Source organism: Paenisporosarcina sp. P5_A11 (assembly GCF_056400705.1).
This window is the reverse complement of sequence record NZ_JBFUKT010000027.1, coordinates 20578-27877: the sequence shown is the minus strand read 5'-3', so window position 1 is coordinate 27877 and position 7300 is coordinate 20578. Positions and strand designations below refer to the sequence as shown.

The window sequence follows — 7300 nt, the reverse complement described above, 5'->3', positions numbered from 1 at the left end:
CTCCAGCTACATGGGATGAACTAAAAGATGCTGCTTCTAAACTTTCTAAATCTGGTGACGATGTTTATGGACTGGACATTGATTTAAATGATCAAGTAACACCATTTATCTTTGCATGGCAAAATGGATTTGAATTCGATGCAAAAAATCCTAATTTCTCTTCTCCTGAATTTAAAGGGGCAATGGACTATTACACTAGCTACTTTAAAGAAGGAATTAGTTCACCAGCAAAAGGCGTTGATATTGTACAAGCCTTTAAAGACGGCAAGAAACCAATCTTCTTCAGTGGTCCGTGGATGATTAATGTGTTAAACGATCAAGCGCCTGATTTAGAAGGTAAATGGGCAGTTGCAACAATGCCAGAAAAAGAAAACAACCTATCAAGTATTGGTGGAGCGAACTTCTCTGTATTCCACAATTCTGAAATGGTCGACGAGTCATTAGACTTTATTTCTTATATGAATGAAGTGGATACTCAGTTAGAATGGATGGAAACATCAAACACACTTCCTTCTCGTGTAGAAGCTTGGCAAGATCCGAAACTAGCAGACAATGAAATGTATGCAACATTTGGTGAGCAACTTGAAAGTTCACAAGGTGCACCTCAAATTAAAGAGTGGGAAAAAATCGTCCAAGAATTACTTGCTTCTATTGAAAGAGTTATCAGTGGTGGTGCTGATGTTGAAACAGAACTTAAAGGGTTAGATGAAAAAGCAAAAGGTATGATTAAATAAAGCTAGAATGGTTAAAAATAGATTGACAATCTCCTAAAAGACATCAGGTTGATCCTGCACAAATGATAGGTAAGTGATGAACCAATGATCACTTACCTATTTTTTCAAGATTGTTTTGTCGAAAGGTGAAAGATTGTAAAGGTAGGTGGGGTAAAATGTTAAACCAAATGCTCAAGACTACAATGAGAAATCGTCATCCTTATCTTTTTATTGCACCAGCGTTACTCATTCTTATTTTATTCAGCCTCATTCCGATAACAATTGCTTTTGTTATTAGTTTTACTGACTTGAATCTGAAAGGGTTAGCTGACTGGTCCAGTATTAACTTTATTGGCTTAGAAAACTACACCACATTATTAAAGGATACCGTCTTCCATAAAGCAGTTTTTAACACGCTATTTTACGTAGTAATTGGCGTTCCGCTCGTGATCATCAGTTCACTCGGTATTGCTTTACTGATTAATTACGGGAAAAACTTAATTTTTACGGTTTTCAGAGCCGTGTACTTTATGCCAGCTATTACAAATATCATCGCAGTTGCTGTGGTGTGGGGTTTCCTTTATAACACAGAGTACGGGCTATTTAATTACGTCCTTTCCATGGTAGATGTAGATAAAGTTCCTTGGTTAGAGCAACCGGTATTGGCAAAACTATCTCTTATTGTGCTTGCCGTGTGGAAAGGGATCGGTATCAACATGATCATTTTCTTAGCAGCACTTCAAGGGATTCCAAATTCGTATTATGAAGCGGCTAGAATTGATGGCGCTAAAAGATGGCAAGTGCTTGTTTACATTACCATTCCGCTATTACGTTACTCCATATTCTTCGTTACGGTTACAACTTTGATTGGATGGCTTCAGTTCTTCGAAGAACCATTTATCATGACCCAAGGTGGTCCTCTTGATGGAACCGTCTCAATGGCATTGTTTATTTATCAAAGAGGTTTCCAATTCAGTGAGTTTGGCTATGCCGCAGCAGGATCATTTGTGCTGTTTATTGTCATCATCATTGTGACATTGCTGCAATTCAAGTTGAAGAAAAGTGATGTCGACTATTAAAAGGAAAGTACCGATGAGTTGATGACTATATGGTCCAGGTTGACGAAGTGGGGTTCCGGGTTGACGAAGTAGAACTCCAAGTTGTACAAAATGGCTAGCTAGCCTATCTTTCACTTATTACCTGATTTAAAAGGCCAGTTCTACATTTCATGGTATCGTGCTAGTTGGCGCTTTCCGCTTTTCTTAATAAATCTATCAGTATCGGAGTGAGATCCAATGCCTTCAGAAAAATCAAAACATACCTTTGAACGATGGGTCGTGACGATCCTGCTGATTATTGGTGGGTTAATCGTATCGTTGCCTTTTATTTGGATGATTTCGAGTTCTTTCAAACCTGAAAGTGAAATATTACAAATGCCACCAACATTATTTGCAGAAAACCCGACTTTAGATAATTATATAAGTCTATTTACGAATATGAACTTCGGTATTTATTTGAAAAACACTTTAATCATTGTCGCGCTATCGTTTGTTGGATTATTTTTCAACGCAATGGCCGGTTATGGTTTTGCTAAATATAATTTCAAAGGGAAAGATAAAATATTTTACTTAGTACTTGCGACGATGATGATTCCAGGACAAGTTACGATGATTCCTGTGTATCTCCTATTAAATGAAATGGGTCTTATTAACACGATGCTTGGTATTGTGATGCCAGGACTTGCCGCGGCATTCAGTATCTTTTTGTTTAGAATGTTCATGGCAACGATTCCAACCGATCTTATTGAAGCTGCTAGGTTAGATGGAGCAGGCGAGTTTTATATTTTCTTCCGATTAATTATGCCGATATCTAAGCCAATCTTTGCTGTCCAAGGAATTCTTACATTTATTGCAGCATGGAACAGTTTCTTATGGCCGTTAATCATTGCAAATGATGAATCTCTTTATACGTTATCAGTCGGTTTGTCTTTACTAAAAGGTCAATATGCAAATAACTTTGCTCTTCAAATGGCAGGAGCAGCCTTCATGGTCATTCCGATTATTATTGTATTTTCGTTATTCCAAAAGTATATCGTCGAAGGATTTACCACATCCGGTCTTAAGTAATAAAAAATGACTGAATGACTTGCTTTCAAACGTGTATAATTTAGGAAGGAACAGTAATTAATAGATGTAAAGATTGAATGGAGGAGTAGCTATGGCAACAATCAAAGATGTGGCCAAGCTCGCAGGAGTTGCAATTTCAACCGTATCCTATGCTTTAAATGATAGTACGAGAATTAGCCAAGCAACCAAAGATAAAGTATTGGAAGCAGCTCAACAATTAAACTATCGAAAAAACGGTTTTGCCTCTGACTTAAAGCGAACGAAAACGAATACCATTGCTTTAATTCTTAGCGATTTAGCAGGACCATTTTACTCAGAGCTCACTAAAGGTGTGCAAGAAGTATCGATGACGAATGGATATGACTTAATTGCTTGTAGTTCTCAAGGTGGGGCTGAATCCACAGCAGTTAAGTTCCTTAGAGAGAAGCGCGTCGATGCGGCAATTATTTTAGCTCATAATATTTCAGACGACATCATCATTCAATCAGCACGTAAAGGTTTTCCGATAATATTATTAGATCGTCAGTTGTCGATTGATCATGTCGTTCAAGTAGAAGTGGATAACCATCAAGGTGGGTATGATGCGACCGAACATTTAATTCAACATGGTCATAAAGACATTGCATTTATAAGTGGACCACAAAACGCTCATGATAGTGAAATGAGATATAGCGGCTTTAAAGCTGCTCTCCGTGATCATGATTTACTTCATCAAACGAAATGGCTCATGCAAGGAGATTTCACTAGAGAAGGCGGTTATCGAGCTACTAAAATTCTGATTGCCCAAGGAAACCTACCAAGTGGCGTATTTTATGCGAATGACGAGATGGCCGTTGGCGGCTTGCAAGCATTTAGAGAAAATAAAATAAACGTACCAGGTGACATCTCCATCATTGGGTTCGATGACATTCAGCTCGCAGAATTCACCACACCACCATTAACTACAATCAAGCAGCCAAAATACGAAACGGGCGCATTAGCCATTCATCTGATTTTGCAACAACTATCAGGTCAAATAGTGAATCCCTATTACAAGCTTTCGACTGAATTGATTGTTAGAAAATCAGTGAAATAACCAAGAAGGTCTCCCGTTAACGCGGGAGACCCTTTTTTGGTGGATTTGGAAAGAAGTATTAGAGTGGTTTTTGTGTAATTATAGGTGTCACCAACAGAAAAGACTTTTGACGGGTAGTCAAAAGTAGTAATAATAGGTTTTGAACCATAAAGTTGGAAATATTAATGAATTAGGCTTGACTCGTGTTATTTTAAGAGAAAAGTTCTTGAATGGACCCACACGCTATCGCTTAGTGGGCTTTTCTGTTGGGATTTTCGATGAGCGAATGCTAAGTTGGAAAATATGAGCGCCAAGTTGGAAAAAAGAGAAGCCAAGTTGGAAACGAGATTTTCTTGGAKCCCTAAATAGTTTCTTCGAATGTTACAAGACCTGATAAAATAAATTATTGTAATATTCCTTCTAATCTGACATTATTGTAAGTAGTAATAGAAATGAATATTGATTCATTAATGTAACAGGGGGCTGGGGATATGTATGCGACGTTAGGGAGTATTTTTGATCAGACTGTAAGTAAGTTTCCGAACAAAGAGGCACTTGTTGATTTGAAAAAAGGTCAGCGTTGGACGTATGGGGAGTGGCGAGATGACGTGCATCGCTTGGCGAATGCTTTAACAGCTGCAGGTGTTGGAAAAGGAGACCGTGTTTCGACTTTCCTATTTAATACAAGTGAACTTCCGACGACGTTATTTGCGTGTGCCAAAATCGGTGCCATTTTCAATCCCATCAATTTCCGTTTAAAGTCTGAAGAAGTTACTTATATTTTAAATGATGCCACGCCAAAAGTTGTGATGTTTGAAGAGTTATTGAAAGATCAAGTGGCTACCATTCAATCGCAATTTCCTGATACACAATTTTGGTTTATTAATGAAGAAACACCGTTTTTCGCAAAGAATTACCATGAGGAAGTTGGCAAAGCTCCAGTGAAAAATCCGGCAGTTGAAGTAAGTGAAACGGATAYGTATGCCATTATGTATACGAGTGGAACGACTGGCCGACCTAAAGGGGTAATTCACCGCCACCGGGACATGGCAGAGCAAAGTATGATTTGCACAGCCGTATTAAATTGTACTAAAAACGATGTAGGTCTTGTCATCGCACCAATGTTCCACTGCGCTGAATTGCATTGTTGTGTCATTCCACGTGTTCAAGTTGGAGCTTCAAGTATCATTATGCATCAATTTAATCCAGCGGCTGCGCTCGAGACAGTTGAACAAGAGAAGGTTACCGTAATGTTCGCGGTTCCAACCATGTGGAGCATGATGGCGGAACTGGAAGGGGCCGCGTCTAAAGTTAAGTCGTTGCAACGCGGTTTATACGGTGCTGCTCCGATGGCACCAGTTCTTGTAAAACGAGTGAAAGACATTTTAGGAATCGATTTAATTCAAGCATACGGTCAAACTGAAATGGGACCTGCAATCACGTTCCTTGCCGAAGATGAACAGCTAACGAAAGTGGGATCTGCTGGAAAACCTGCATATAATCATGAAATTCGGATAGTACAGCCAAATGAGGATGGACCTTCTGAACCGGAACAAGTATTAAAACCAGGGCAAGTCGGTGAAATTATCGTCAAAGGACCTTGCATGATGGCAGGCTATTTCAATCGCGAAGAAGCAACTAAAAAAGCGCTGTACAAAGGGTGGTACCACTCTAGTGATTTAGGTTACATGGACGAGGATGGTTATTTGTATGTCGCGGACCGTGTGGACGATATGATCATTAGTGGTGGTGAAAATATTTATCCACGAGAAGTAGAAGATGTATTACATGAACACGATTCTGTTCAGGATGTAGCAGTTCTTGGTATTCCCGATGAGAAGTGGGGGGAATCGGTGCTTGCGTTTGTTGTAACGAAAGACCCATCATTAACTGCAGATGAACTTGAGAAGTTCTGTAAAAACAATGACAACTTAGCTGGATATAAACGCCCGAGACACTATCAGTTTGTCGATGAACTTCCTCGTAATGCGAGCGGGAAAATTCAGAAATTCCTGCTGCGGGAACAACAACTCATAGAGAGCGTAAACTACTAAAATGAATGAATTCTCCTAGCTTTGATGAAGGTAGCTAGGAGAATTTCGTGTTTATTATTCATGCAAAAGAGAGGAATTTATTAAATGGAAATGAAACCGATGGAAGAAACAATTATAGGTTTACTTGGAATTGAATTCGTAGAAATGACGAAGGATAGGGTTACGGCAACGATGCCAGTTAACTCATCCACACACCAACCTTACGGACAGCTTCACGGAGGAGCATCGGTTGTCTTGGCGGAATCAGTTGCGAGTTTTGGAACTTTGAATTTAATTGATCAAGAAATCGAAACAGCAGTTGGACTTGAGATTAATGCAAACCACATCCGCGGAAAGAAAGATGGAATTGTCACAGCAATCGGAACCCCCCTACATAGAGGGCGTAAAACCATGGTGTGGGATATCAAAATTGTCGATGAAGATGAAAAGTTAATTTGTGTATCCAGATGCACCATGGCAATCGTTCAATTGAAATAATTGATTAGCGTTTTATAGTATTTATTATAAAGGTAGCATGTAAATGAAATTGTTGAATATTATAATCAGGCTGCCCGTACTAGGAATAATTTAGGAATAACATGACGTGATAAATAACGATGGAAGATTCAGCCGCCGATTGTCATCAATTTATTTGTTGAAAAGGGGTACGTCATGAAAAAGACAGCAGTATATTTTAGTATGTTGGGTATTGGATTATTAGCGGCGGGAATTTTTGTCTTTACTCAAATGAGTGAAAGAGAAGACAAGGAACTGGTTGAAGTAAGTACTGAAATTGATGCCGAAGAAATAGAAAAAGTAGAAGAGGTAGAAGAACTAGCGGAACCACAGACAGCTACGACGCTGGAAAGTCTGCCTAATGCTGATGAGGAAGCGGCGAAATGGAACGGCACCGCAACCGATTTTATTGCCAAGAACAGTGATTATAAAATGAATGCGGCTAATATCAAAAAAGATGAGGCAAATTCTACTGAAGAAATATCAATGTTTTCCCATGACTTCCCAACACCTTTAAAAACAACTTTAATTTATTCGGTAGATAACGAAGCAAAAGAAATAATTGAAATGAAACTAGTGGGTCATGAAATAGCTGGTGCAGACAGAGCAGCTATTTTTTACGCAATGAGTCTTTTTATTAGTTATGTAGATGGTGAAGTGACATTGGATGAAGGAGGCGAATTTTTAGGCGAAATCCCATTCGCGTCAAACGAAGATGGTAAATATGAAAAAGAATTCAATGGAAAGAAATATGATTATATTTTAGATTTGAAAGAAGGAACAAATACTTTAGTACATCGAATCGTTGACTAGAGTGAAATAAATGCTACAGGAAAAAGCCGAACGGTGTGACTTTGT

Annotated in this window: 7 protein-coding genes; all 7 read left to right on the top strand. The window is 38.8% G+C overall.

Annotated features, from left to right (window positions below):
- The coding region (locus tag AC1DOS_RS06900; protein ID WP_477536902.1) for an extracellular solute-binding protein at window positions 1–734 on the top strand (734 nt) is incomplete at its 5' end.
- Between the two features lie 155 nt (window positions 735–889).
- Window positions 890–1792, top strand: coding sequence for a carbohydrate ABC transporter permease (locus tag AC1DOS_RS06895; RefSeq protein WP_477536901.1), 903 nt, complete (start codon window positions 890–892; stop codon window positions 1790–1792).
- 216 nt (window positions 1793–2008) lie between these two features.
- Window positions 2009–2839, top strand: coding sequence for a carbohydrate ABC transporter permease (locus AC1DOS_RS06890; RefSeq protein ID WP_477536900.1), 831 nt, complete (start codon window positions 2009–2011; stop codon window positions 2837–2839).
- 91 nt (window positions 2840–2930) lie between these two features.
- Window positions 2931–3914: a LacI family DNA-binding transcriptional regulator gene (locus tag AC1DOS_RS06885; protein ID WP_477536899.1), complete on the top strand. Its 984-nt coding sequence runs from the start codon at window positions 2931–2933 to the stop codon at window positions 3912–3914.
- Between the two features lie 470 nt (window positions 3915–4384).
- Window positions 4385–5947, top strand: a complete 1563-nt coding sequence (locus AC1DOS_RS06880) for a fatty acid--CoA ligase (protein WP_477536898.1) — start codon at window positions 4385–4387, stop codon at window positions 5945–5947.
- An 84-nt stretch (window positions 5948–6031) separates the two neighbouring features.
- Window positions 6032–6424 (top strand): hotdog fold thioesterase, encoded by a 393-nt coding sequence (locus AC1DOS_RS06875; protein WP_108584136.1) that lies wholly within the window; start codon window positions 6032–6034, stop codon window positions 6422–6424.
- 174 nt (window positions 6425–6598) lie between these two features.
- Window positions 6599–7255 (top strand): hypothetical protein, encoded by a 657-nt coding sequence (locus AC1DOS_RS06870; RefSeq protein ID WP_477536897.1) that lies wholly within the window; start codon window positions 6599–6601, stop codon window positions 7253–7255.
- Window positions 7256–7300: the final 45 nt, after the last annotated feature.